Annotated in this window: 30 protein-coding genes; 11 read left to right on the forward strand and 19 right to left on the reverse strand. The window is 61.3% G+C overall.

All coding sequences use genetic code 11. The features are described from left to right. Positions 1–48: 48 nt before the first annotated feature. Positions 49–903: an RNA polymerase sigma factor RpoH gene (gene rpoH, locus AC3WQN_RS04375; protein WP_095146057.1), complete on the forward strand. Its 855-nt coding sequence runs from the start codon at positions 49–51 to the stop codon at positions 901–903. Between the two features lie 180 nt (positions 904–1,083). Here the strand turns inward: rpoH and mtgA are convergent, their stop codons facing one another. Then, the gene (mtgA, locus tag AC3WQN_RS04380) at positions 1,084–1,806 is read right to left on the reverse strand and encodes a monofunctional biosynthetic peptidoglycan transglycosylase (protein ID WP_103398861.1); all 723 of its coding nucleotides are present in this window, start codon (positions 1,804–1,806) and stop codon (positions 1,084–1,086) included. A 75-nt stretch (positions 1,807–1,881) separates the two neighbouring features. Here mtgA and AC3WQN_RS04385 point away from each other — a divergent pair, with 75 nt between their 5' ends. The 4 genes from AC3WQN_RS04385 (at position 1,882) to trmB (ending at position 4,286) form a co-directional block, all read left to right on the forward strand. Further along, positions 1,882–2,253, forward strand: coding sequence for a DUF423 domain-containing protein (locus tag AC3WQN_RS04385; protein WP_095081545.1), 372 nt, complete (start codon positions 1,882–1,884; stop codon positions 2,251–2,253). 90 nt (positions 2,254–2,343) lie between these two features. Next, positions 2,344–2,544, forward strand: coding sequence for a sulfur carrier protein ThiS (thiS, locus tag AC3WQN_RS04390; RefSeq protein ID WP_050562648.1), 201 nt, complete (start codon positions 2,344–2,346; stop codon positions 2,542–2,544). Between the two features lie 212 nt (positions 2,545–2,756). Next, positions 2,757–3,551, forward strand: a complete 795-nt coding sequence (locus tag AC3WQN_RS04395) for a thiazole synthase (RefSeq protein ID WP_008019974.1) — start codon at positions 2,757–2,759, stop codon at positions 3,549–3,551. Positions 3,552–3,560: 9 nt separating this feature from the next. Then, positions 3,561–4,286, forward strand: a complete 726-nt coding sequence (trmB, locus tag AC3WQN_RS04400) for a tRNA (guanosine(46)-N7)-methyltransferase TrmB (protein WP_095146062.1) — start codon at positions 3,561–3,563, stop codon at positions 4,284–4,286. Positions 4,287–4,432: 146 nt separating this feature from the next. Here trmB and AC3WQN_RS04405 read toward each other — a convergent pair whose 3' ends face one another. From AC3WQN_RS04405 to AC3WQN_RS04450, 10 genes are all read right to left on the reverse strand, one after another. Next, positions 4,433–4,756, reverse strand: a complete 324-nt coding sequence (locus tag AC3WQN_RS04405; protein ID WP_103398805.1) for a DUF3392 family protein — start codon at positions 4,754–4,756, stop codon at positions 4,433–4,435. A 9-nt stretch (positions 4,757–4,765) separates the two neighbouring features. Beyond that, positions 4,766–5,971 (reverse strand): radical SAM family heme chaperone HemW, encoded by a 1,206-nt coding sequence (hemW, locus tag AC3WQN_RS04410; RefSeq protein WP_103398806.1) that lies wholly within the window; start codon positions 5,969–5,971, stop codon positions 4,766–4,768. Then, positions 5,968–6,564, reverse strand: a complete 597-nt coding sequence (gene rdgB / locus AC3WQN_RS04415) for an RdgB/HAM1 family non-canonical purine NTP pyrophosphatase (RefSeq protein ID WP_095081538.1) — start codon at positions 6,562–6,564, stop codon at positions 5,968–5,970. The genes hemW and rdgB overlap by 4 nt, the downstream gene beginning before the upstream one ends. Continuing rightward, a complete protein-coding gene (locus tag AC3WQN_RS04420) occupies positions 6,561–6,995 on the reverse strand; it encodes a DUF4426 domain-containing protein (RefSeq protein WP_103398807.1) in 435 nt (144 codons plus the stop codon). Before AC3WQN_RS04420 ends, rdgB begins: the two co-directional genes overlap by 4 nt. A 25-nt stretch (positions 6,996–7,020) precedes the next feature. Beyond that, entirely contained in the window at positions 7,021–7,641 is a 621-nt protein-coding gene (gene metW, locus AC3WQN_RS04425) for a methionine biosynthesis protein MetW (protein ID WP_095081535.1), read from the reverse strand. Between the two features lie 7 nt (positions 7,642–7,648). Further along, a complete protein-coding gene (gene metX / locus AC3WQN_RS04430) occupies positions 7,649–8,788 on the reverse strand; it encodes a homoserine O-succinyltransferase MetX (RefSeq protein WP_103398808.1) in 1,140 nt (379 codons plus the stop codon). Between the two features lie 230 nt (positions 8,789–9,018). Next, entirely contained in the window at positions 9,019–9,312 is a 294-nt protein-coding gene (locus tag AC3WQN_RS04435) for a DUF167 domain-containing protein (RefSeq protein WP_103398809.1), read from the reverse strand. Next, positions 9,312–9,899 (reverse strand): YggT family protein, encoded by a 588-nt coding sequence (locus AC3WQN_RS04440; protein WP_095146073.1) that lies wholly within the window; start codon positions 9,897–9,899, stop codon positions 9,312–9,314. The genes AC3WQN_RS04435 and AC3WQN_RS04440 overlap by 1 nt, the downstream gene beginning before the upstream one ends. Positions 9,900–9,923: 24 nt before the next feature. Beyond that, the gene (gene proC / locus AC3WQN_RS04445) at positions 9,924–10,742 is read right to left on the reverse strand and encodes a pyrroline-5-carboxylate reductase (RefSeq protein ID WP_103398810.1); all 819 of its coding nucleotides are present in this window, start codon (positions 10,740–10,742) and stop codon (positions 9,924–9,926) included. Positions 10,743–10,776: 34 nt separating this feature from the next. Continuing rightward, complete coding sequence (locus tag AC3WQN_RS04450) at positions 10,777–11,475, reverse strand: YggS family pyridoxal phosphate-dependent enzyme (RefSeq protein ID WP_103398811.1); 699 nt, start codon at positions 11,473–11,475, stop codon at positions 10,777–10,779. A 56-nt stretch (positions 11,476–11,531) separates the two neighbouring features. Between AC3WQN_RS04450 and AC3WQN_RS04455 the strand changes: the two genes are divergently transcribed. After that, on the forward strand, positions 11,532–12,566 hold the full coding sequence (locus AC3WQN_RS04455) for a type IV pilus twitching motility protein PilT (protein WP_103398812.1): 1,035 nt from the start codon (positions 11,532–11,534) through the stop codon (positions 12,564–12,566). A gap of 126 nt (positions 12,567–12,692) precedes the next feature. Here the strand turns inward: AC3WQN_RS04455 and AC3WQN_RS04460 are convergent, their stop codons facing one another. Beyond that, the gene (locus tag AC3WQN_RS04460) at positions 12,693–13,310 is read right to left on the reverse strand and encodes a C40 family peptidase (RefSeq protein WP_103398813.1); all 618 of its coding nucleotides are present in this window, start codon (positions 13,308–13,310) and stop codon (positions 12,693–12,695) included. Positions 13,311–13,559: 249 nt separating this feature from the next. On the opposite strand from AC3WQN_RS04460, the gene AC3WQN_RS04465 reads away from it, so the two are divergent. Further along, the gene (locus AC3WQN_RS04465) at positions 13,560–13,979 is read left to right on the forward strand and encodes an NINE protein (RefSeq protein ID WP_095081518.1); all 420 of its coding nucleotides are present in this window, start codon (positions 13,560–13,562) and stop codon (positions 13,977–13,979) included. Positions 13,980–14,120: 141 nt separating this feature from the next. Here the strand turns inward: AC3WQN_RS04465 and AC3WQN_RS04470 are convergent, their stop codons facing one another. From AC3WQN_RS04470 to gshB, 7 genes are all read right to left on the reverse strand, one after another. Beyond that, the gene (locus AC3WQN_RS04470; RefSeq protein WP_103398814.1) at positions 14,121–15,392 is read right to left on the reverse strand and encodes a dihydroorotase; all 1,272 of its coding nucleotides are present in this window, start codon (positions 15,390–15,392) and stop codon (positions 14,121–14,123) included. After that, positions 15,389–16,393 (reverse strand): aspartate carbamoyltransferase catalytic subunit, encoded by a 1,005-nt coding sequence (locus tag AC3WQN_RS04475; protein ID WP_095146083.1) that lies wholly within the window; start codon positions 16,391–16,393, stop codon positions 15,389–15,391. Before AC3WQN_RS04475 ends, AC3WQN_RS04470 begins: the two co-directional genes overlap by 4 nt. A gap of 26 nt (positions 16,394–16,419) precedes the next feature. Then, the gene (gene pyrR, locus AC3WQN_RS04480) at positions 16,420–16,923 is read right to left on the reverse strand and encodes a bifunctional pyr operon transcriptional regulator/uracil phosphoribosyltransferase PyrR (RefSeq protein WP_103398815.1); all 504 of its coding nucleotides are present in this window, start codon (positions 16,921–16,923) and stop codon (positions 16,420–16,422) included. An 80-nt stretch (positions 16,924–17,003) separates the two neighbouring features. Beyond that, a complete protein-coding gene (gene ruvX, locus AC3WQN_RS04485; RefSeq protein ID WP_103398816.1) occupies positions 17,004–17,441 on the reverse strand; it encodes a Holliday junction resolvase RuvX in 438 nt (145 codons plus the stop codon). Beyond that, complete coding sequence (locus tag AC3WQN_RS04490) at positions 17,441–18,010, reverse strand: YqgE/AlgH family protein (protein WP_103398817.1); 570 nt, start codon at positions 18,008–18,010, stop codon at positions 17,441–17,443. Before AC3WQN_RS04490 ends, ruvX begins: the two co-directional genes overlap by 1 nt. Before the next feature lie 100 nt (positions 18,011–18,110). Next, positions 18,111–19,010 carry an energy transducer TonB gene (locus tag AC3WQN_RS04495; RefSeq protein WP_103398818.1) on the reverse strand — a complete coding sequence of 300 codons (900 nt, stop codon included), beginning with the start codon at positions 19,008–19,010 and terminating at the stop codon, positions 18,111–18,113. Positions 19,011–19,247: 237 nt separating this feature from the next. Next, positions 19,248–20,201 carry a glutathione synthase gene (gene gshB / locus AC3WQN_RS04500; protein WP_103398819.1) on the reverse strand — a complete coding sequence of 318 codons (954 nt, stop codon included), beginning with the start codon at positions 20,199–20,201 and terminating at the stop codon, positions 19,248–19,250. Positions 20,202–20,462: 261 nt separating this feature from the next. Here gshB and pilG point away from each other — a divergent pair, with 261 nt between their 5' ends. Genes pilG through AC3WQN_RS04520 form a run of 4 tightly spaced genes read left to right on the forward strand, consistent with a single transcriptional unit; the run spans position 20,463 to position 23,958 of the window. Continuing rightward, the gene (gene pilG / locus AC3WQN_RS04505; RefSeq protein WP_095081507.1) at positions 20,463–20,867 is read left to right on the forward strand and encodes a twitching motility response regulator PilG; all 405 of its coding nucleotides are present in this window, start codon (positions 20,463–20,465) and stop codon (positions 20,865–20,867) included. 58 nt (positions 20,868–20,925) lie between these two features. Beyond that, complete coding sequence (gene pilH / locus AC3WQN_RS04510; protein ID WP_095081505.1) at positions 20,926–21,291, forward strand: twitching motility response regulator PilH; 366 nt, start codon at positions 20,926–20,928, stop codon at positions 21,289–21,291. 10 nt (positions 21,292–21,301) lie between these two features. Then, positions 21,302–21,841 (forward strand): chemotaxis protein CheW, encoded by a 540-nt coding sequence (locus AC3WQN_RS04515; RefSeq protein WP_103398820.1) that lies wholly within the window; start codon positions 21,302–21,304, stop codon positions 21,839–21,841. A 56-nt stretch (positions 21,842–21,897) separates the two neighbouring features. After that, positions 21,898–23,958 carry a methyl-accepting chemotaxis protein gene (locus AC3WQN_RS04520; protein WP_103398821.1) on the forward strand — a complete coding sequence of 687 codons (2,061 nt, stop codon included), beginning with the start codon at positions 21,898–21,900 and terminating at the stop codon, positions 23,956–23,958.

The following is a 23,958-nucleotide window of genomic DNA, read 5'->3' on the forward strand; positions in this document are numbered from 1 at the left end:
TTCGCAGTGCTGAACTGCACGAGTTATGTGAGTCGGAGGTTTTTTCGTATGACCACTTCTTTGCAACCTGCTTATGCTCTGGTCCCAGGCGCGAACCTGGAGGCTTATGTGCACACGGTGAACAGCATTCCATTGCTGACACCGGAGCAGGAGCGTGAACTGGCCGAGAGTCTCTACTATGAGCAGGATTTGGGGGCGGCTCGGCAGATGGTGCTCGCCCACCTGCGTTTTGTTGTACATATTGCCCGCAGCTATTCCGGCTACGGCCTGGCCCAGGCTGACCTGATCCAGGAAGGCAACGTTGGCCTGATGAAAGCGGTCAAGCGCTTCAACCCGGAGATGGGTGTGCGCCTGGTGTCTTTTGCCGTGCACTGGATCAAGGCGGAGATCCACGAATTCATCCTGCGCAACTGGCGCATCGTGAAAGTCGCAACCACCAAGGCCCAGCGCAAACTGTTCTTCAACCTGCGCAGCCAGAAAAAACGCCTGGCATGGCTGAACAACGATGAAGTCCATCGCGTGGCTGAAAGCCTCGGCGTGGAGCCGCGGGAAGTGCGCGAGATGGAAAGCCGGCTGACCGGCCACGACATGGCGTTTGACCCGGCTGCCGAAGCGGATGACGACAGCGCATTCCAGTCGCCGGCCAACTATCTGGAAGACCACCGGTACGACCCGGCGCGTCAACTGGAAGACGCCGACTGGAGCGACAACTCCACCAGCAACCTGCATGAGGCGCTGGACGTGCTGGACGACCGCAGCCGCGACATTCTCTACCAGCGCTGGCTGGCCGAAGAGAAAGCCACGCTGCACGACCTGGCGCAGAAGTACAACGTGTCGGCCGAGCGTATCCGTCAGCTTGAAAAGAGCGCGATGAACAAGCTCAAGCTGTCGATTGCCGCGTAACGTTCCTGCCGGCAATAAAAAACGCCCCAATCACTGATCGGGGCGTTTTCGTTTGTGGTATCTGATCGTTCTCACACTCTGCGTGGTAACGCATCTGGTGACGCTCCGCGTCACAGCTCGACGCAGAGCGTCGAAGGCGGCTTTCCCACGCAGAGCGTGGGAATGATCAGCCGGAAGGACTTATTGAGACCACGGTGCCCGGCGCGAGTCGTTGAGCCCCAGCAGGTAACTGTCCCCACCCAGTTGACTCATCTGCCGCCGAATCCAGCCGGCACGGCGTGCGACATAGCTGCTCGGATGGCTGGCGCTCCAGACCCGTGGGTTAGGCAGTACCGCGGCCAGCAGGCTGGCTTGCTGGCGGTTCAGTGAGCGGGCGCTGACGCCAAAGTGATGCCGTGCGGCCGCTTCGGCGCCAAACACGCCCTCATCCCACTCCACGCTGTTGAGGTACACCTCGAGAATCCGCTGCTTGGGCCAGAAGATTTCGATCAGTGCGGTAAACCAGGCTTCCAGGCCCTTGCGCAGCCAGCTGCGACCCGACCACAGGAACAGGTTCTTGGACACTTGCTGGCTCAGGGTGCTGGCGCCGCGGATCGAACCGCCGCGTTCGTTGTGGGCAAAGGCGGCCTGTATGGCGCCAAAGTCAAAGCCCCAGTGTTCGGGAAACTTCTGGTCTTCGCCGGCCATGACCGCGACCTTCAGGTCGTCGGAGATATTTTCCCACGGCTCCCAGTCACGTTGCAGGTCAATGGGCTCGCCGTCGAACCAGGATTCGATCTTGCGCTCGACCATCAGCGTGGTCCCCGGTGGCGGGACAAAGCGGAACACCAGCACCAGCAATACGCTGCCGCCCACGAACCAGAGCAGGACTTTCGCGAAGCGTTGGAGAAATATACGCAGCATAGATGATGGCTTGGCCGAACCCGTCGAGCCGGCCATTATACAGACCCTGCCCAATGAATCTGACTGGAGTTCCTCATGCTGCGTGGCTTTTTGATGTTGGCCGCTTTCTTCGGTTTTACCGGCGTCGCCCTGGGTGCATTTGCCGCCCATGGCCTCAAGGGCCGCCTGAGCAGCGAATACCTGGCGATCTTTCATACCGGTGTCACCTATCAGTTGGTACACACCCTGGCGTTGCTGGGTGTCGCACTGCTGGCCACGCAGATTCCCGGACGGTTGATCACCTGGGCGGGCGTCTCGTTTGCCCTCGGAATCCTGTTGTTTTCCGGCAGCCTGTACCTGTTGACGCTTACGGGTGTCGGCAAGCTGGGCATCGTCACGCCCTTCGGTGGCCTGGCCTTCCTGGCTGGCTGGGTTTGCCTGGGGCTTGCCGCCTGGCGCCTGGGCTGACTTGCGAGTCCATTTCAAGACGAATGGCTTGGGTCGGCCTGACTGATCGGGCTAGAATGCTGGCCCCTAAAAATGATGGCGGCATCCGGCATGCGCATTCAGTTGAACGGCGAATCCTTTGAACTGCCCGACGGTGAAACCGTTGCGGCCCTGCTGACCCGTCTGGACCTGACCGGACGCCGGGTGGCGGTCGAACTCAACCTGGATATCGTCCCGCGCAGTCAGCATGCAGACACCGCGTTGAACGACGGCGACAACGTCGAAGTGGTGCACGCCATCGGCGGCGGCTAGCCGCCAAACACTGTGAAAACTGCTGCGTGCTGGGCGCCTTCGGCGCACGCAAGAAATACTGCGTTAAAAACAGGCTCGGAATGCTCATTTACAACCCGTAAACTCCGCTTCCTCGCCTGTTTTTGCCTTGTCTTTCCTTCGCTCGCGACGTTTTCACAGCGTTTGGTTTATAAGGAATTCTGCAAGAACCTCACCCCTACAGAGGATTTCCCATGAGCATCGTTCGCAGCGACAAGCCTTTCGTCCTGGCCGGTCGTACTTACCAGTCGCGTTTGCTGGTCGGTACCGGCAAGTACCGTGACATGGAAGAAACCCGCCAGGCCATCGAAGCCTCGGGTGCCGAGATCGTCACCTTCGCCGTGCGCCGCACCAACCTTGGCCAGATCGAGGGCGAGCCGAACCTGCTCGAAGTGCTGTCGCCGGATCGCTACACCTTCCTGCCGAACACCGCCGGTTGCTATGACGCCATCGAAGCCGTGCGCACCTGCCGCCTGGCCCGTGAGCTGCTCGATGGCCATAATCTGGTGAAGCTGGAAGTGCTGGCTGACCAGAAAACCCTGTTCCCCAACGTGATCGAAACCCTCAAGGCCGCCGAAACGCTGGTCAAGGAAGGCTTCGACGTGATGGTCTACACCAGCGATGATCCGATCATCGCCCGTCAATTGGCGGAAATCGGCTGTATCGCGGTGATGCCGCTGGCCGGTTTGATTGGCTCCGGTCTGGGCATCTGCAATCCGTACAACCTGCAGATCATCCTGGAAGAAGCCAAGATTCCGGTGCTGGTGGATGCCGGCGTCGGTACTGCTTCCGACGCCACCATCGCCATGGAACTGGGTTGTGATGCCGTGCTGATGAACTCGGCCATTGCCCACGCCCAGCAACCGGTCATGATGGCTGAAGCCATGAAACACGCCATTGTGGCAGGTCGCCTGGCCTACCTCGCCGGGCGTATGCCGAAAAAACTCTATGCCAGCGCCTCCTCGCCGCTGGATGGTCTGATCAAGTAAGAGCCATTGATGACTGAATCGAACGACACGCCAATCCAGACGGAAGAAGGCGAAGAGCGCCAACACCGCCGCATCAAGAGTTTCGTGATGCGCGCCGGGCGCATGACCGAAGGCCAGCAAAAAGGCCTGGAGCAGGGCACGCCGCTGTTCGTCCTGCCACTGGCCGATGCGCCGGTGGATTTTGACCAGGTGTTCGGTCGCTCGGCACCGCGCTCGCTGGAAATCGGCTTCGGCATGGGCCATTCGCTGCTGGAAATGGCCGCGGCTTCGCCGGACCAGGACTTCATTGGCGTTGAAGTACACCGTCCGGGTGTCGGCGCGCTGCTCAATGGCGTGCTGACACAAGGCCTGACCAACCTGCGGGTCTACGATTGCGATGCGATCGAAGTGCTCAACCGTTGCGTGGCGGACAACAGCCTGGATCGCCTGATGCTGTTTTTCCCGGACCCGTGGCACAAGAGCCGTCACCACAAGCGTCGTATCGTTCAGGCGTCGTTCGCTGAGCTGGTGCGCAGCAAGTTGAAGGTTGGCGGTGTGCTGCACATGGCCACTGACTGGGAACCGTACGCCGAGTACATGCTGGAAGTGATGAACGTTGCGCCGGGTTATCGCAACCTGGCCGAAGACGGCAAGTGCGTACCGCGCCCGGCCGAACGCCCGATCACCAAGTTCGAACGCCGTGGCGAGCGTCTTGGGCATGGCGTGTGGGATTTGAAGTTCGAAAAGCAGTCGTAAGCTACACGCAATACAAAATGTGGGAGCGGGCTTGCTCGCGAAGGCGGTCTAACAGTTAACAGAGATGTTGAATGTTATGGCCTCATCGCGAGCAAGTCGGATCGCCGCACCGCCGCTCCCACATTTGTTTCGTGTGTACTCAAGAGTCAGCGGCGGTCAGCGACCACGCCAATCAACACCAGCACCACCAGCAACACCGGTGCCAGGCTGTAGTTGTTGAACTGACTCAAGCCCTTGACGATCAAGGGCGTGGCGTAGATCAGGGCCGCACCGCTGCCGATCACGCACAGCAGGGCCATCATCGGCACGCGCAAGGCGCCCGCGATGTTGCCCAGGCGTTGCTCGACCCAGCCTTTGAAGTCCGCGCCAAACAGCACCAGCAAACACCCCACCAATGCCAGAGCGATTTCTGACAGATTTCCGCGACTCCAGTGAGACACGGTGGCGAGTAGGTCGAGTACCAAATCCATTCGATTTCCTTATGTCAGAAAGTTCTGCAACAAGTCATTGAGGAACAGTTGTCCGCGCATCGTCGCCGCCAGACGTGACGGTTCGACCTGCAACAAGCCACTTTGTTCGGCCTCTCGCCGGCCTTCGGCAAGGCTTTCCAGGGTCAGCCCGGTGCGCTCCGGATACAGTCGCGCCTCCACGCCCTCGGTCAGGCGCAGGGCGTTCATCAGGAACTCGAACGGCAACTCGTCATTGGTCAGGGCTTTCTCGCCCGCCTGGAAGCTCTTGGCCGGGTTGAGGTAGTCCTTGGGCAGGCGAGTCTTCCAGGTGCGCACGATGCGCCCGTCCGGATGGCTAAGCTTGCCGTGGGCGCCGGCGCCAATACCGATGAAGTCGCCGAAACTCCAGTAGTTGAGGTTGTGCCGCGCCGCTCGACCGGGTTGGGCGTAGGCCGAGACTTCGTACTGCGCGTAACCGTGTTCGGCCAACAGCGCCTGGCCAGCCTCCTGAATGTCCCACAGGGTGTCGTCTTCCGGCAGCGTCGGCGGCTGGTTCCAGAACACCGTGTTCGGTTCCAGTGTCAGCTGATACCAGGACAGGTGGGTCGGGTTCAGGGCGATGGCCTGGCGCAGGTCGCCCAGGGCGTCCTCCAGGGACTGGTCGGGCAAGCCGTGCATCAAGTCCAGGTTGAAGTTGTCGAACCCGGCCTGACGGGCCATGCCGGCGGCACGTACCGCTTCATCGCCGTTGTGGATTCGTCCCAGGGCCTTGAGTTTCTCTTGCTGGAAACTCTGGATACCGATCGACAAGCGATTGATGCCCAGCGCCCGATAGGCGACGAACTTCTCTTGTTCGAAGGTGCCCGGGTTGGCCTCCAGAGTGATTTCGATGTCGCTGGCGAACGGGATGCGTTGCTCCACGCCTTTGAGCAGTCGACCCAGCGCCTGGGCGCTGAACAGGCTGGGCGTGCCGCCGCCGAAGAAGATCGAGCTCAGCTCGCGGCCATACACGGCATGCAGGTCCTGGTCGAGGTCGGCCAGCAGGGCGTCGACGTACTCTTGTTCCGGCAGCACGGGGCTGGCGGTGTGGGAGTTGAAGTCGCAATAAGGGCATTTGCGTACGCACCACGGGATGTGGATGTACAGCGCCAGGGGCGGCAGTGTTGGCAGCGCGGTCCGTGACGAGGGTGCGGCGCCGCCGAAGATCAGCGGCGACGCGGTGGGGTCGTGGGTCATTTCAGGCTCAGGCGTTGGCGCAGCAATTCCATTGCGCGGGCGCGGTGGCTGAGCTGGTTCTTCTCGGTCGGGCCCAGTTCGGCGCTGGAGCAGTCGCGCTCCGGGACCCAGAACAGCGGGTCGTAGCCAAAGCCGTGTTCGCCGCTGGCCTGGGTCAGGATGCGCCCGTGCCACAGGCCTTCGCAGAGAATCGGCAGCGGGTCATCGGCGTGACGCACCAGCGCCAGCACACAGACGAACTGTGCGCCGCGCTCGGCTTCAGGCACATCCTTGAGCGCATCGAGCAGCTTGGCATTGTTGGCCGCATCGCCCTGGCCGTCGGCATAGCGCGCCGAGTAGATGCCCGGCGCGCCGCCGAGGAAATCCACCGCCAGCCCCGAGTCGTCGGCCAGCGCCGGCAAGCCGGAAATACGTGCCGCATTACGGGCCTTGAGGATGGCATTCTCGACGAACGACAGGCCGGTCTCTTCAGGTTCGACGCTGCTGAACTCGCCGATCGAGCGCAAATGCACCGAGTCGCCGAGCATGGCCTGGAGTTCCTTGAGTTTGCCGGCGTTGTGGCTGGCCAGTACGAGTTGCGTGAAGTTGATCATTGGCCAGGGAAGAGCTCTTGGTTGAAATTGATGGTGTTGATTTTGTCGCCGGTCTGCACCTTGATGTCAAAGGTGCGGGTTTCCTGCTGGTCCACCGGGTACTGAGCGATGTAGTAGACCGCGCCTTGTTCGGTGATTTGCTTGAACTTCAGCGTCACGCTCTGGCTGGTCAGGTCTTTCACGGTGCCGGTGACGCTGGCGATCATCGGCTTGCCGTCCTTGATCACCGAGACGTTGATCACGCCCTGGTTCTTGCTGCGGACCAGTTCGGCGCCTTTGGCGATGTCGGGTGTCAGGTAGGTGGAGTTGAAGGTGTTGTAGTGCACCGTCACGTCACCGAAGGTTTCCTGGCGTTCGCCTTTGATGACGTCGGCTGCCATGGCGCTGACGCTCAGGCAGGCTGTAACTAGAAAAAGAGCTAGACGACCCATGATCGTTCTCCTCGAAATGTCCGGATTAAACCGCTACCTGGTGATCCTGCAGGCCAGGACTGCTGACGCGGTAGATGCCAATCTCACCTAATAGATTAGGCCATAGCTTACTGGCCCACCCGTGGCGGTGTTGTTGATCGACGGCAAGCCGATCGATGACGCGGGCCTCTCGTTCGCGACACAGCGCTTCAAAGTCTTCGAACGTGCAGAAGTGGATGTTTGGCGTGTTGTACCAGGTGTACGGCAAAAACTCCGAAACCGGCATCCGGCCCTTGCTCGCCAGGTACCAGCGGCAGCGCCAGTGACCGAAGTTGGGGAAGGTGATGATGCACTGACGGCCGACCCGCAGCATCTCGTCGAGGATCTTGTCCGGGTAATGCACGGCTTGCAGGGCCTGGGTCATGACCACGATGTCGAAACTGTTGCTGGCAAAGTTGCCCAGGCCCTTGTCCAGGTCCTGTTCGATGACGTTGATGCCCTTGGCGATGCACTCGGCAATGTTGTCCGGGTCGTTTTCCAGGCCGTAGCCGGTGACTTGCTTGTGGTCGCGCAGCCAGGTCAGCAGCTCGCCATCACCGCAACCGAGGTCGAGCACGCGGCTGCCGGCGGGGATCCATTCCTGGATGATTTCCAGATCAGCTCTCATGGCTTTCTCACACCGTAATTCGGTTCATGTAGTTACTGAACGCCTGCAAGTAGCGCGGGATCGGAATCAGGAAGGCGTCGTGGCCTTGCGGAGCGTCGATCTCCAGGTAGCAAACGTCTTTCCTGGCCGCCATCAGCGCGTCCACCAGTTCCCGCGAGCGGGCCGGGGAGAAGCGCCAGTCGGTGGTGAAGGACATCACGCAGAAGCTGGCCTTGGCCCCGGCGAAGGTTTTCGCCAGGTTATCGTCGAAGTTCGCCGCCGGATCGAAGTAATCCAGCGCCTTGGTCATCAGCAGGTAGGTATTGGCGTCGAAACGCCCGGAGAACTCTTCGCCCTGATAACGCAGGTAGCTTTCGACCTGGAACTCGACACTGTGAAAGTCGTAGTTGAGCTTTTCACTCTTGAGGCCGCGGCCGAATTTTTCGCCCATGGAGTCGTCGGACAGGTAGGTGATATGCCCGACCATCCGCGCCAGCATCAGCCCGCGCTTGGGAATCACCCCGGCTTCCTGGAAGGAGCCGCCGTGGAATTCGGGGTCCGTGAGGATCGCCTGGCGCGCCACTTCGTTGAAGGCGATGTTTTGCGCCGACAATTTGGGGGCCGAGGCAATCGCCAGGCAGTGGCGGATACGATCGGGGTAGGTGATGCTCCATTGCATCGCCTGCATGCCGCCCAGGCTGCCACCGATGACGGCAGCCCATTGTGCGATGCCGATGCGGTCCGCCAGGCGCGCCTGGCTGTGGACCCAGTCTTCCACGGTCAGCACCGGGAAGTCGGCACCGAATGGCTTGCCGGTGTCCGGGTTGGTGCTGCTCGGGCCGGTGGAGCCGTTGCAGCCGCCGAGGTTGTTCAGGCTGACAACGAAGAACCTGTTGGTGTCGATCGGCTTGCCGGGGCCTATGCAGCTGTCCCACCAACCGGGCTTGCGGTCGTCAGGGCTGTGGAAACCCGCGGCGTGATGATGGCCGGACAGGGCGTGACAAATCAGCACGGCGTTGCTCGCCGTGGCGTTCAGCGTGCCGTAGGTTTCATAGATCAGGTCATAGGCTGGCAAGGAGCGGCCGCAGGCAAGGGCCAGGGGCTCGCTGAAGTGCGCCACCTGGGGCGTCACCAGGCCAACGGAATCGGCGGGAAAGGCAGTTGGCATCGACCCTGCTCTCGTTGAAATGAGGCGTAAGTCTAAAGACCGCTGTGGCCAGCGGCAAGCAAAGGCCGGGGCTGATTTTTTCTCGGTGTACCTGTGGCGAGGGAGCTTGCTCCCGCTGGGGTGCAAAGCGCCCCCAACAAAGCTAATGCGGTCATTCAGAATGAACTCGGCGATAGTTTTTAGGGCTGCTGCGCAACCCAGCGGGAGCAAGCTCCCTCGCCACATTGAGGTCAGGTCGGGCGCACCAGGTCCGGTAAATCCGGCAGCTTCTTCGGCGAGCAGATTCGCACCCGTTTCTGCCGGTTCAGCTCCCCGCTGATCAAGCTGACCTGGCTCTTGGACACCCCAAACGCCTTGGCCAGAAACGCCATCAGGTAGGCGTTGGCCTTGCCTTCAACCGGCGGGGCGGTGAGGCGGATCTTCAGGCGATCACCATGCAGCCCGGCGAAATCATCGCTACGGGCCGCAGGTTGCAGGTGGCACTCAAGGATCAGGTCATCGCCGTCCCAGCGAAAGTAGCTCATCAGATCAGCCCGAGCAGCCCCTGCGGCATGAGGGCATAGTACGCAAGGCGTGGGATCAGCCAGCTTTGCAGCAACTGGATCACGATAAACGCGAAGATCGGCGAGATGTCGAGACCGCCCAGGTTCGGCACGAGGCGGCGGAACGGGGCGAGTACCGGCTCAGTAATCTGCATGACCAGCTCTGCGCCAGGATTGTGGCTCCCTGGGGCTACCCAGGACAGAATCACACTGATGATCATCGCGTAGAACAGAATATTCAGAAACAGCGAGAAAATGGCGATCAGTGCCCAAGGCACTAAAAACAACCAGTCGATCTGGAAGCCTTTGAGCAGCAGGATGACCGCTATCAGCACCATCTGCACGATCAGCGCTAATACAAGTGACGACATGTCGAGCCCGAACATGCTCGGGATTACCCGGCGCAGGGGCTTGAGCAGCGGTTGAGTAGCTTTGACGGCGAACTGGCAGAGCGGGTTGTAAAAATTCGCCCGAACCAATTGCAGGATGAAGCGCAACATCACGATCAACAGGTACAGGCTGCCCAAGGTTTTAATTACGAAAATGGCAGCATCATTGAGTCCGAGCATTATTGATTCCTTTGTAAGAGCTGATTAGCGACCCAGTTGTTCGGCCATTTCGGCCGAGCGGTGTGCCGCAGCACCCAGTGCGCTTTCGACCAGCGCTTCGAAGCCGCCGGCCTGGAAAGTCTTGATTGCTGCTTCCGTGGTGCCCGCAGGCGAAGTCACGCGACGGCGCAGTTCGGCGGCATCGACGTCACTGGCAACCGCCATGTGGGCGGCACCCAGCGCGGTCTGCAAGGTCAGTCGGGCGGCGGTTTCCCGTGGCAGGCCGAGTTTCTCGCCGGCCGCGGTCATGGCTTCGATCAGCAGGAAGAAATACGCCGGGCCGCTACCGGATACGGCGGTGACCGCGTCCAGTTGCTGCTCTTCGTCGAGCCACAAGGCGATGCCGACCGCCGACAGCAGCTCTTCGGCTTGCTGGCGTTGCTCGGCGCTCACTTCGCCCGTGGCGTACAAACCACTCACGCCCTGGCGCAACAGCGCCGGGGTGTTGGGCATGCAGCGCACGATCGGCTGGGCGCCGAGCCAGCGGGTCATGCTGGCGCAGGTGATCCCGGCCGCAATCGACACCACCAGCTGATTCGGCGCAAGGCTTGGTCGCAGGGCTTCGCACACGGCTTTCATCGCCTGGGGCTTGACCGCCAGCACCACCACGTCAGCACCCTGGACGGCGTCAGCGTTGTCGGCAAATACGTCGATGCCGTGCTCGGCGTTCACCCGTGCGCGGGTTTCGGCGCCGGGATCGCTGGCGCGGATCCGGGCGGCATCCAGACCTTTGGCGCGCAGGCCACCAATCAGGCTGGCGGCCATGTTGCCGGCACCAATAAAGGCAATACGAGTCTTGCTCATGACAGGTCCTTATAGAGAGGTGAGTCAGCCACGGTCATGGCTGGCCATAATCGCGGGCACCAAACAGGGCCGTACCGATGCGGACCCAGGTAGCACCCTGGGCAATGGCCGACTCCAGGTCGTGGCTCATGCCCATGGACAGTGTATCGAGTGGCAGATTGAGGCGTTCTTGCAGGCTGTTGTTCAGTTCGCGAACGGCGGCAAAGGCCGCGTCCTGCTCGGCGCGATCATCAGTCGGCTCCGGGATCGCCATCAAACCGCGCAATCTCAGGTGCGGCAGGGCACTGATGGCGCTGGCCAGCTGCGGCAAGTCGGCGGGGGTGCAGCCAGACTTGCTGGCCTCGCCGCTGACGTTGACCTGAATACAGATGTTCAGGGGCGGCAGGTCGGCAGGGCGTTGTTCGGACAGGCGTTGTGCAATTTTCAAGCGATCCACGGAATGCACCCAAGCGAAGTTCTCGGCGATAGCGCGCGTCTTGTTCGATTGAATGGGGCCGATGAAGTGCCAGGACAAGGGCAGGTCAGTCAAATCCTGCTGCTTGCTTAGGGCTTCCTGCAGATAATTCTCGCCAAAGTCCCGCACGCCGGCGGCGAAGGCTTCGCGCACCGCCTCGCTGGGCTTGGTCTTGCTGACGGCCAGCAGCCGGACACTCTGTTCGACGCGGTGCGCGGCCTGTTCCGCCGCGCGGATGCGCGCAGCTACCTGTGAAATATTGTCTGCTATCGTGGACATTCAAGGGACGCCGGCAGTCTGAGGTTCGCGGCATTCTACTGGAATTGAGGGGTTCAATGGATATCACGGAACTGCTGGCGTTCACAGCCAGGCAGGGCGCATCGGACTTGCACCTGTCGACCGGGTTGCCTCCGATGATCCGGGTGGATGGCGATGTGCGGCGCATCAACCTGCCGGCCCAGGATGCAAGGCAGGTCAATGAACTGATCCGCGCCATCATGAGTCAACAGCAGCAGGCCGAGTTCGAGCAGGTGCTGGAGATCGACTTTGCCTTTGAGGCATTGGGTGTGGCGCGTTTTCGGGTCAATGCCTTCCATCAGCATCGCGGGCCCGGTGCGGTATTTCGCAGCATCCCGGAAAAAGTGCCGAGCCTGGACGAGCTTGGCATGGGGGATGTGTTTCGCCGTATTGCCGAACTGCCACGGGGATTGGTGCTGGTCACCGGGCCTACGGGGTCCGGCAAGTCGACCACCCTGGCCGCGATGATCGATCACCTGAACAGTCACCGGCATCAGCACATCCTGACCATCGAAGACCCGATCGAATTCGTCCACGAGCCGCGCAAATGCCTGATCAATCAGCGTGAGGTCCATCGTGATACCCGCAGTTTCAGTGCGGCGCTGCGCTCAGCCCTGCGAGAAGACCCGGACGTGATCCTGGTGGGCGAAATGCGTGACCCGGAAACCATTCGCCTGGCGCTCACGGCTGCCGAAACCGGGCACCTGGTGTTTGGCACGCTGCACACCACCTCGGCCGCCAAGACCATCGACCGGGTCGTGGATGTGTTTCCGGGCGCGGAGAAGGCCATGGTCCGTTCGATGCTCGCCGAGTCGTTGCAGGCGGTGATTTCCCAGGCGCTGATCAAGAAGGTCGGGGGTGGCCGGGTGGCGGCTCACGAAATCATGCTTGGCACCTCGGCGATCCGTAACCTGATCCGTGAAGACAAGGTGGCGCAGATGTACTCGTCGATTCAGACCAGCGGATCGTTGGGGATGCAGACCCTGGACATGAGCCTGAAGGCGCTGGTGAACAAAGGCCTGATCAGCCGCGAGCATGCGCGGGAAAAGGCGCGGTCACCGGAAGGTTTTTGAGCAGCGGGTGCGGATCTGTGGCGAGGGAGCTTGCTCCCGCTCGAGTGCGCAGCGCTCGTAGGTTTTTGGGGCCGCTTCGCGACCCAGCGGGAGCAAGCTCCCTCTCCACAATGATCTTGCGTTCAATTAGCGCTGGGCGATGCGCATGGTGTTCGGCTCTTTCGGCAGAACCCGCTTGGCAACCACGTAGTGGCTGTTCCAGTACGGTTTGTTCAAGGTGTCGATGGACACCGACTTGCCGCGACGTGGCGCATGGATGAAGCGGTCGTTGCCCAGGTAGATGGCAACGTGGTTCACCCGGCGGCTCTTGAGCTTGAAGAAAATCAGGTCGCCGGGTTTCAGGTCCTTGCGCTCGACTTTCAACCCGTGGCCGCTGGCCATGGCATTGGAGGTGCGTGGCAGATCTATCTCGGCGACGTCATTGAAGGCGTATTTCACCAGGCCGCTGCAATCAAAGCCTTTACTTGGGCTGCTGCCGCCCCAACGATAAGGCGTACCGAGCACGTTCACCGCGCGGCTCAATACATCGCTGCTCTGCTTGGGCGCCATGGGCGGAACCATGTTGGCCTTGCTCAGTTGAGTCGGGCTTTTTACCGAATGTTTGTTTTTGCTGGTAGCGGCAGAAACATGAGATTTAGGGGTGTAACCATTAACGCTCGGAAGACGTTGCTCACGATTGGTGGCGTGGGCGGCCAGTGGCAGTAATAGGCAAATGGTTAGCCATGTCTTGAAAAATGGACGCATTAGGCAGGGCTCGTATAAGTTAGCGCGCAACTTTATAACAGCTTTTTTGTCCGTTCCGAGGCCGCTGGTCGATTCAATCTGGCGGTCAAACGCGGTAAAGACGCGGCAAACTGACGCAATTGTCGGACAGAAGTCAGGTGTTACAAGGCCTGGACGGAAGTGACGGTAGCATTTGCCATACGTCGGTCGCCTGTAAAAAAGTCACAAAGAATTCAAGAATATTTATCTATCGCGTGCTTCGAGGTCTTTATGAACACCTATCAACAGCCTGCAATGCATCAAGATACGCACAGCAAGGTCATCGGTTACCTGCTGTGGATTTTCGGATTCACCGGCGCCCATCGCTTCTATTACGGCAAGCCCGTGACCGGGACGATCTGGTTTTTCACCTTCGGCTTGCTGGGGATTGGCTGGCTGATCGACTTGTTCCTGATCCCGGCCATGGATCGCGAAGCGGATCTGCGTTTTACCGCAGGGCCGATCGAATACAACGTTGCCTGGATTCTGCTGACATTTCTCGGCGTGTTCGGTTTGCACCGGATGTATCAGGGGAAATGGATCAGCGGATTGCTGTACTTGTTGACGGGTGGTTTGTTCTTGATTGGGGTGCTGTACGACTTCTGGACGTTGAATGACCAGGTCTCGATCCGCAACGCGCAGAGTCGTTAAGCAGGTGGAGTAGGAGCGAGCGTGCTCGCGATGGACGTTAACGATAACGCGTGTTTTCTGATTAAACGCGTTGCGCTTGAGTTCATCGCGAGCACGCTCGCTCCTACACGTTGCCCCCTCACTACTGGAGGGGGCAGCCCCTCAAGCCTGGTGGCTGATCCGGCCGTCCACCAGGGTATAGCGCACCACGCCCGGCAGGCTGTGGCCGATAAACGGGCAGTTTTCACCCTTCGACAGCCAGTTCTCGCCCGCCACGGTAGACGCGGCAGGGTCAAACACCACCAGGTCCGCCTGAGCACCCACCGCCAGCTTGCCCGCGGGCAGGCGCAGGGCCTCGGCCGGACCGGCGCTAAAGCGGGCGAGCAGGGTCGGCAGGTCGAGCAGGCCGTCTTCCACCAGGGTCAAGGCCAGCGGCAACAGCAGCTCAACACTGCTTATGCCTGGCTCGGTCGCACCGAACGGCGCCAGCTTGGCGTCGCGCTCGTGGGGTTGGTGATGGCTGGAGATCGCTTGCACCACCCCGGACTTCACTGCGGCACGCAGGCCATCGCGGTCAGCGCGGGTGCGCAGCGGCGGTTGCACGTGATACAGGCTGTTGAAGTCGATCAGCGCCTCATCGGTGAGGATCAACTGGTACAGCGCCACGTCGGCCGTCACCTTCAACCCCCGGGCCTGCGCCTGGGCAATCAGGGCCACGCCGCGAGCGCTGGTGAGCTGGCTGAAGTGCGCACGCACGCCGGTCTGCTCCACCAACAGCAGATCACGGGCCAGGGCCACGGTTTCAGCGGTTTCCGGAATCCCCGGCAAACCGAGGAAGCTGGCGGTCGGTCCTTCGTGAGCCAGGCCACCTTCGGCCAGGTCATGATCCTGAGAGTGGAAGATCACCGTCAGGTCGAAGGTGGCCGCGTATTCCAGCGCCCGGCACAGGGTGCGGGTGTTGCGGAAACTGTCCAGGCCGTTGCCGAACGCCACGCAGCCGGCATCGCGCAGGGCAATGAGTTCTGCAAGCTGTTCGCCATCCAGGCCTTTGCTCAGTGCGCCAATCGGGAACACCTTGGCGTTGCCGGCCTCGCGGGCGCGGTCGAGGATCAGTTCGGCCACGGCCGAGGTGTCCAGCACCGGCTTGGTCCGTGGCGGACAGCACAGGCTGGTGACCCCGCCAGCCGCCGCGGCACGGGTTTCACTGGCAATCGTGCCTTTGCGGCTGTAGCCCGGTTCGCGCAGGGCGACGTTCAGGTCGACCAGGCCGGGGGCGACCACCAGGCCTTGAGCCTCGATGGTTTGAGCCGCGACGAAACCGGCAGGCGCGGCGCCAATGGCGACGATCTTGCAGGCTTCGATGTGGATATCGCTGACTTGATCCAGGCCACTGCTTGGATCGATGACGCGGGCGCCGAGAATGCTGAGCTTCACTGGGCGTTCTCCTGCTCGAATTGGCGCTGGGCAGTTTGCCCGCTCATGGCCATGGACAACACGGCCATACGAATGGCGATCCCGTAGGTCACCTGATTGAGAATCACCGAGTGCGGACCATCGGCCACCGCCGATTCAATCTCCACCCCGCGGTTGATCGGCCCCGGGTGCATGACGATGCAATCCGGTTTGGCGCCGGCCAGGCGTGCAGTGGTCAGGCCGAACAGGCGGTAGAACTCGCCTTCGCTCGGCAACAGGCCACCGGTCATGCGTTCACGCTGCAGGCGCAGCATGATCACCACGTCGACGTCTTTCAGGCCTTCGGTCATGTCGGTGTAGACCTTCACGCCGTATTGCTCGATGCCGATCGGCAGCAGGGTTTTTGGCGCGATCACGCGGATGTCCGGGCAACCGAGGGTTTTCAGGGCCAGCATGTTCGAGCGGGCAACCCGCGAGTGCAGGATATCGCCGACGATGGCCACCGAGAGGTTTTCGAAGCTGCCTTTGTGCCGACGGATGGTGAGCATATCGAGCATGCCCTGGGTCGGGTGGGCATGACGGCCGTCACCACCGTTGATGATCGCCACTTGTGGGCAGACATGCTCGGCGATGAAGTGCGCGGCGCCGGAGTCGCCGTGCCGCACGACGAACATGTCAGCGGCCATGGCTTCCAGGTTGCGCAGGGTGTCGAGCAGGGTTTCGCCCTTGCTCGCCGACGAGGTCGACACGTTCAGGGTGATCACGTCCGCCGACAGCCGCTGGGCCGCCAGTTCGAAGGTGGTACGGGTGCGGGTGGAGTTTTCGAAGAACACGTTGCATACGGTCTTGCCGCGCAGCAACGGGACCTTCTTCACTGCCCGGGCGCCGACTTCAAGGAACGAGTCGGCGGTGTCGAGGATTTCCGTCAACAGCTCACGGCGCAGGCCGTCGAGCGAGAGGAAGTGGCGCAGCTGGCCCTGATCATTGAGCTGCAGCGGGCGCTTGGTGTCTGGAGGCGTCATCGCAATGGACTCTTTAAAAGGGCGAATTAAAGGGCGAGGTCTTGCAGTTCAAGCTTGAGTTCCGGCCCTGACAGCTTGACCCGTTCATGGGGCGGCAGGGTCAGCGTGGCGCCGACAACATCCGGGCTGATGGGCAGTTCACCGGCGTCCAGGTCCAGCAGGCAGACCAGGGTGACGCTGGCCGGGCGGCCGTAATCGAAGAGTTCGTTCAGGGCGGCGCGGATGGTCCGGCCGCTCATCAGCACGTCATCGATCAGCACCAGGTGCTGGCCCTCGATCTCGAACGGCAGCTCGGACGGGCGCACTTGGGGGTGCAGGCCGTTCTGGCTGAAGTCGTCACGGTAGAAGGAAACATCCAGGGTGCCCAATGGCGAATCGCTGCCAAGCGCTTCGAGCAAGGCCTGAGCGACCCACACGCCACCGGTGCGAATACCGATGTAGCGCGGTTCGCTGATGCTGCGATGTTCAAGGTGGGCCTTGAGGTCGATCGCCATCTGGCTGATCAGTTCGGCGGGATTGGGCAGGCTCATGGTTGCTCCTTCTTGGACCCGGGCCGGTACAGGCTGATGTGGCCCGGGTTGTAGCTAAGAGAGACGCTTGTCGCGGCTCTTCAGGATTCGAACAATGCGGTGTTTTCGTCGAGCCAGCCTTGCAGCAGCAGCGCGGCGGCGATGGCATCGACGGGGTTGTCGCGGTAGCTGCCTTTTTGTCCGCCGCGCACCAGGCGTTCGCCCTTGGCTTCGAAGGTGGTCAGGCGTTCATCGTGGGTATAAAAGGGCAGGTTGTAGCGGCCATTGAGGCGGCGGGCGAACTTCTCGGCCCGCAGGCACATGTCGCTGGGCGTACCGTCCATGTTCAGCGGCAGGCCGACCACCACGGCGTCGGGCTTCCATTCCTTGATCAGGGCTTCGACCTGACTCCAGTCGGGAATGCCGTTCTGTGCCTTCAAGGTGCACAGCTCGCGGGCCTGGCCGGTAATCACCTGGCCAACGGCAACGCCGATCTGCTTGGTACCGTAGTCAAAGCCGAGTATCAGACGCAGGGCCATCAGGCGTGTCCCGCCTGGCTGATCAGCAGGCTGAGGTTGACGCCCAGGTGCTTGGCCGCCGCTTCCAGGCGCAGTTCGCTGCTGGTATTGAACAGGATGTCGGCATCGAACGGGCAGGTCAGCCAGGCATTGTTGGCCAGTTCGGCCTCCAGCTGGCCGGCTTCCCAGCCTGCGTAGCCGAGGGCGATCAGGCTTTTGGCCGGGCCAACGCCGTCAGCGATGGCAAACAGCACATCCTGGGACGTCGACAACGCCAGGCCGTCGAGTTCGACGGTGGCCTGGTACGTCTGGCCGATGGGGTGCAGGACAAAACCGCGATCGGTCTGCACCGGGCCACCGGTGAAAATCGGTACGTGCTGGCACAGTACGGGGGGGGCGATGTTCGGGCGCAATTGCTCAAGGACGTCCGCCAGGGTCAGGTCCTGTGGACGGTTGATGATCAGACCCATGGCGCCATTGGCCGTGTGCTCGACGATGTAGGTCAAGGTATGCGCAAAGTTCGGGTCGGCCATGTGTGGCATGGCGATCAGGAAGTGATGCTTGAGGTAGCTGGGGCTGACGTTCTTCATGTGCGCTAGTGTGGCGTTGGAGGGGCAAACTGACAAGCTGGGGATGCGCAGGAAATGCCCAAAACCCGGCAATGACACCGATCCGATGTGGGGGCAGTGTTCAATTACTCGACAACCGGTCTCCACGGGCAAACTTCCACGTGCGGATGATTTCCAGCCGGTCGATGTCCGACAGATCGCCGGTAAAGGGGGCAAAGGGCGCCGCCAGGCGAACGATGCGCTGCGCCGCCTGATCCAGCAGCGGCTGGCCGGAGGACTCCAGCACCAGCACTTCGTACAGCGAACCGTCGCGATTGATCGAAACCATCAGGCGCAGATTGCCGTAGATCTGCTTGCGCCGTGCTTCGTCCGGGTAGTTCAGGTTGCCGATGCGTTCGACTTTCTTGCGCCATTCGTCCTTATACCAGGCGCCCTTGTCGCGCATGGTGGACGCGGCATTGAGGCGGTGGATGCGCGGGCGCTTGGCGTAGAGCTGTTGTTCGTTGACCAGTTCCGCTTCCAGGCTGGCGATGTCGCTGGACAGCTGCGCGCTGTCGAACGTCGGCGTCACTACCTTGGGGGACGGAGCGGTCTTGATTTCTTCTTTTTTGGTCGGCGCCTTTTTCGGTGCGGGCGCAACCGTGGTCACCGCCGCCTTGGGCGCGGCCTCCGGCACTTGAGGCTTGGGCACGGGCGGTGGCGTGACTTTTTGCACCTTGTTGTCCTGGAAGGGCGCGACCTCGGTGGTCTTGGGAATCGCCTTTTTATCCAGGGTGCCACTGCCTTGCTGATTCTCCTGGGCCAGGAAATCGGCTTTTTGCGGTTTGGTTTCGCTTTTGAAGGTGGCGAGGGTGATTTCCAGGGTTTTGCTGACCTGCTGGGGCTCGACCAGGGTGAAGCCAACGCCGAGCAGCAGGGCCAGGTGAATCAGCGCCGCGAGAAACAGGGTAAATCCAAGGCGATCGGCCGGGCGCACGCCGCGGTGGGCGAGTTCGGGTGGCAGATCGGATGGAAGGGTCATGGCAAGTGGCCTGTGTGGTTGGTTCTGTTAGTCAACTTCGGCGCCAGTGGCCCATATCCTGCGTTGCTGTTCCTCGCCATAGCGGGCTATGACTCGTCACAGCTCCTTGGCTCTGGGCTGCTGGCATCCGAATTTGAACTAACGAACTAACCGTACAGGCCACTAGAAAACCAACATCGCGTGTTTCACAGGCCGCGCATGATAACGCAATGTTGGTTGCCCCTTGGGTGTTCTGTATCAGCGGGCCTTGAGCTTCTGATCAATGGCCGCCATCAGCATCTCGCCGATGTTGGTGCCAAACGCATTGTCGATTTCGCGAATGCAGGTCGGGCTGGTGACGTTGATTTCGGTCAGGTGCTCGCCAATCACGTCGAGGCCGACGAACAGCAAGCCCTTTTCACGCAGGGTCGGGCCGACTTGTGCGGCGATCCAGCGATCCTTGTCGCTCAGCGGGCGGGCTTCGCCACGGCCACCAGCGGCCAGGTTGCCCCGGGTCTCGCCGGCAGCGGGAATCCGCGCCAGGCAATAATCCACAGGCTCGCCGTCGATCATCAGGATGCGCTTGTCGCCGTCCTTGATCGCCGGCAGGTAGGCTTGGCCCATGATCTGCTGAGTGCCCATCGCGGTCAGGGTTTCAAGGATCACTGACAGGTTCGGGTCGCCCGCGCGATGCCGGAAGATCGAGGTGCCCCCCATGCCGTCCAGCGGCTTGAGGATCACATCGCCATGCTGGGCGGCGAATTCGCGCAGCACGTCGGCACGACGGCTGACCACGGTCGGCGGCGTGCACTGCGGGAACAGCGTGGCGAACAGTTTTTCATTGCAGTCGCGCAGGCTCTGCGGTTTGTTGACCACCAGCACGCCCGCCCGCTCGGCTTGCTCGAGCAGGTAGGTGGAGTACACGAACTCCATGTCGAACGGCGGATCCTTACGCATCAGGATCACGTCCAGATCGCTCAGCAGTGCATCGGTCTCGGCTTCCAGCTCAAACCATTTTTCCGGGTTGGCGAAGACTTTCAGTGGACGCATGCGCGCGCGCGCTTCGCCTTCGCCCTGATACAGGTCGCGCTGCTCCATATAGAACAGCTCCCAGCCACGGGCCTGGGCCGCGAGCAGCATGGCCAGCGAACTGTCCTTCTTGTAGGCAATGTTGGCGATTGGGTCCATGACAATCCCGACGCGAACGCTCATGGGTTTTTCCTCGAAAATGGGGTGGCCCCTGATCTGGGGTAGAAACGGGGTTCAAAATGGCATGAAAAAGTGGCGTCAGAGTGGCGCTGAGTGTGTTCCCGGTCAAGGAAAAACCACCACGCCGGCCGGCCGATAGATTGGAGTGGGAGACTGTGCTAAAAAGACTGGCATGTCGCGCTGGCCCTTGAACATCAAGGGTTTCGGACCACCGGTCACCGGCTAACGGACAAACTGATTCGCAAAGGCGATGGTAGAGCAACTATGGCACAGCATCCCAACGCCCTGAAGGTCATGGTGATCGACGATTCGAAGACGATTCGCCGCACCGCTGAAACATTGCTGCGCAATGCCGGTTGCGAGGTGATTACCGCCATTGACGGTTTTGATGCCCTGGCCAAGATTGCCGATCACCATCCCGGGATCATTTTTGTCGACATCATGATGCCCCGCCTGGATGGCTATCAGACCTGCGCTTTAATTAAGAACAACAGTGCGTTCAAATCCACGCCAGTGATTATGCTGTCGTCCAAGGACGGTTTGTTCGACAAGGCCAAGGGGCGGATTGTCGGTTCCGATCAGTTTTTGACCAAGCCGTTCAGCAAGGAAGAACTGTTGAGCGCGATCCAGGCCCATGTACCGGGGTTTGCCGCCGATTTGCCGCAGTAGGACACGCACAGTGACGCTCGGCCAACGGGCCCTGCGTCGATAAAAAATGGGGAAGACCATGGCACGTATTCTGATCGTCGATGATTCGCCGACTGAAATGTACAAACTGACCGGCATGCTGGAAAAGCACGGTCACGAAGTGTTGAAAGCGGAAAATGGCGCCGACGGCGTGGCGCTGGCCCGTCAGGAAAAACCCGACGCGGTGTTGATGGACATCGTCATGCCCGGCCTCAACGGGTTCCAGGCGACTCGCCAGCTGACCAAGGACCCGGAAACCGGACACATTCCGGTGATCATCATCACCACCAAGGATCAGGAGACCGACAAGGTCTGGGGCACCCGCCAGGGCGCCAGGGATTACCTGACCAAGCCGGTGGACGAAGACACCCTGATCAAGACGCTGAACGCCGTACTGGCGGACTGACGGCTGAGCCATGGCCGAGTCGCTGACTGCCTTCGAGCTGTTGCTGCAGATCGACCAGCGCTGCCGCCTGCTGGCGGCTGACCTGCCGTCCCAACCCACCCGCAAGCACGGCTGGAGCGGGATCGGCTTTCGTCTGGGCGAGCGCTGGTACGTGGCCCCCATGGGGGAAGTCAGCGAGGTGTTGCATGAACCACGCTTTACCCAGTTGCCCGGGGTCAAGTCGTGGGTCAAGGGCGTGGCCAACCTGCGCGGGCGCTTGTTGCCGCTGATGGACCTGTGCGGGTTCTTCGGTGAGGAGTTGTCGGCCCAGCGCAAGCAGCGGCGGGTGCTGGTGGTGGAATACAACGAGGTGTTCGTCGGGTTGCTCGTCGACGAGGTGCTGGGCATGCAGCATTTCGATCAGGCACGGTTCGAGCCGGTTTCACCCAGTACACAAGAGGGGCCGGCGGGGATGTTCATCAAGGGCCGGTTCGAGCGCGAGCAACGCTGGCAAGTTTTCAGCCCGTTCGCCCTGGCGCAGTCACCACGATTCATGGACGTGGCCCTGTAATCCAGGTGGATTTGCTGGCAGGTTTCACAAGGGTGTGGGTCAACAGGCGAAGATCGATGATAAAACCAAACACAGGCACCTCTACCGAAGGGTCGCGCAGTCGCTCGCAAATCATTGCGCTGTTCATCGCGTTGATTGTGTTCATCGTGCTGTTGTTCGCCAACTTCGCCTACCTCAACACGCAGGCCTCCTACGACAAGCAATACATCGGCCATGCCGGCGAACTGCGGGTGCTGTCACAGCGCATCGCCAAGAATGCCACGGAAGCTGCCGCGGGCAAGGCCGCCGCGTTCAAGCTGCTCAGTGATGCGCGCAACGACTTTGCCCGACGCTGGGGGTACTTGAAGAAAGGCGACCCGAACACCGGCCTGCCGCCAGCGCCGTCGGCGGTACGCCCGCAAATGCGCGCCGTGCAGTTGGACTGGGAGCGCCTGCTGAAAAACACCGACGCGATCCTCTCCAGCGAACAGACCGTGCTCTCGCTGCACCAGGTGGCCGCGACCCTGGCTGAAACCGTGCCGCAGTTGCAGGTCGAATACGAGAAAGTGGTCGAGATCCTTCTGCAACGCGGTGCACCGGCCGCCCAGGTGGCCATGGCCCAGCGCCAGTCGTTGCTCGCCGAACGCATCCTCGGTGCAGTCAACACAGTGCTGGCCGGCGATGAAAATGCCCAGCAGGCGGCCGATGTGTTCGGGCGTGACGCCGCGCGCTTCGGGCAGGTGCTCAATGGCATGCTCCAGGGCAACCCGGCACTCAAAGTCAGCCAGGTCGAAGACCACGACGCCCGGGCACGCCTGACCGAAATCTCCGAACTGTTCGAGTTCGTTTCCGGTTCCGTCGATGAAATCCTCGAAACCTCACCGGAGCTGTTCAAGGTCCGGGAGTCGGCGAGCAACATTTTCAGCCTGTCGCAAACCTTGCTCGATGAAGCCTCGCACCTGGCCAGCGGCTTTGAGAACCTGGTCGGCGGGCGCTCCACCGATACCATCGGCGGCTACGTGCTGGGCCTGTTGGCCTTGATGTCGATCATCCTGATCGGCCTGGTGATGGTCCGTGAGACCAACCGCCAGTTGCGCGAAACCGCCGAGAAGAACGAGCGCAACCAGAACGCGATCATGCGCCTGCTCGACGAGATCGAAGACCTGGCCGACGGCGACCTGACGGTGACGGCCTCGGTGACCGAAGACTTCACGGGCACCATTGCCGACTCGATCAACTACTCGGTCGATCAGTTGCGCGACCTGGTGGCGACCATCAACCTGACGGCGGGCCAGGTGGCCGCCGCGGTGCAGGAAACCCAGGCCACGGCGATGCACCTGGCCCAGGCTTCGGAGCATCAGGCGCAGCAGATCAGCGAAGCCTCGACCGCGATCAACGACATGGCCCAGTCCATCGACCAGGTGTCGGCCAACGCCGCCGAGTCCTCGGCGGTGGCCGAGCGCTCGGTGGAAATTGCCAACAAGGGCAACGAGGTGGTGCACAACACCATCCACGGCATGGACAACATTCGTGAACAGATTCAGGACACGGCCAAGCGCATCAAGCGCCTGGGCGAGTCGTCCCAGGAGATTGGTGACATTGTCAGCCTGATCGACGACATCGCCGACCAGACCAACATCCTTGCGCTCAACGCGGCGATCCAGGCCTCCATGGCCGGCGATGCCGGGCGCGGTTTTGCGGTGGTAGCCGACGAAGTCCAGCGGCTGGCCGAACGCTCCTCGGCGGCCACCCGGCAGATCGAAACCCTGGTACGGGCGATTCAGACCGATACCAACGAAGCGGTGATTTCCATGGAACAGACCACCACCGAGGTGGTACGTGGCGCGCGTCTGGCGCAGGATGCCGGAGTGGCCCTGGAAGAAATCGAAGGCGTTTCCAAAACCCTCGCGGCGTTGATCCAGAGTATTTCCAACGCGGCGCAGCAGCAGACGACTTCGGCAGGACAGATTTCCTTGACGATGAACGTGATCCAGCAGATCACCACGCAAACGTCGTCGGGCTCCACGGCCACCGCCGAGAGCATTGGCAACCTGGCAAAAATGGCCAGTCAGTTACGGCGCTCGGTGTCCGGTTTTACCTTGCCGGCGCAGCCTGCGCGCAGCACTGACAACGCCTGA

The organism is Pseudomonas sp. FW300-N1A1, assembly GCF_058789115.1.